General features: G+C 58.8%; 1 protein-coding gene. It reads right to left on the bottom strand.

All coding sequences use genetic code 11. The features are described 5' to 3' along the window. A partial coding sequence (locus ACQY5R_RS18395; protein WP_428610737.1) for a Glu/Leu/Phe/Val dehydrogenase dimerization domain-containing protein occupies window positions 1-500 on the bottom strand: 500 nt, incomplete at both ends.

Below are 500 nucleotides of genomic sequence, written 5' to 3'. Positions count from 1 at the left end.
CAATCGTGCGCATATCGGCGTCGTTGGTGCCGACGTCCGGGCCGGGCAGGTAGATGTCATGGTAGCGGCGAATGAGGCGGGCGAATCCGCGAATGATCTCGGTGTGTTCTGTGGGGGTCAGCTCACGTTCCGGGCGAACGATGCCGCTTTTGCCGCCGCCGTAGGGCAGGTCGGCGGCGGCGTTTTTCAGGGTCATGCCGCGAGCCAGGTTGTGAATAGTGGTGGGGGTTATGTCCGGCAACATGCGAATGCCGCCCATTGACGGCCGTCCCATGGCCATGTTGTCTACGACCAGATAACCACCAATTTCGAGCGGGGTGTCTTCGTCCCACATGCAGACAACGAGGTGGGGGCCGAGTTTATCGACTTCAATGCCGAGACGTTTCAGCCGGTCTACGTCGAGTGGACTAAATTCCAGATAGCGTGCCGAACCATCCGTTTGCAGGCGATTGTGCAACGTCTGTTCGGGCAGGACTTCTTGTAAAAATGCTTTCATGCGG

Origin of the sequence: Sedimenticola sp., assembly GCF_050289425.1 — a bacterium.
GTDB lineage: Bacteria > Pseudomonadota > Gammaproteobacteria > Chromatiales > Chromatiaceae > Sedimenticola.
This window is presented reverse-complemented; position numbering and strand designations above follow the sequence as displayed.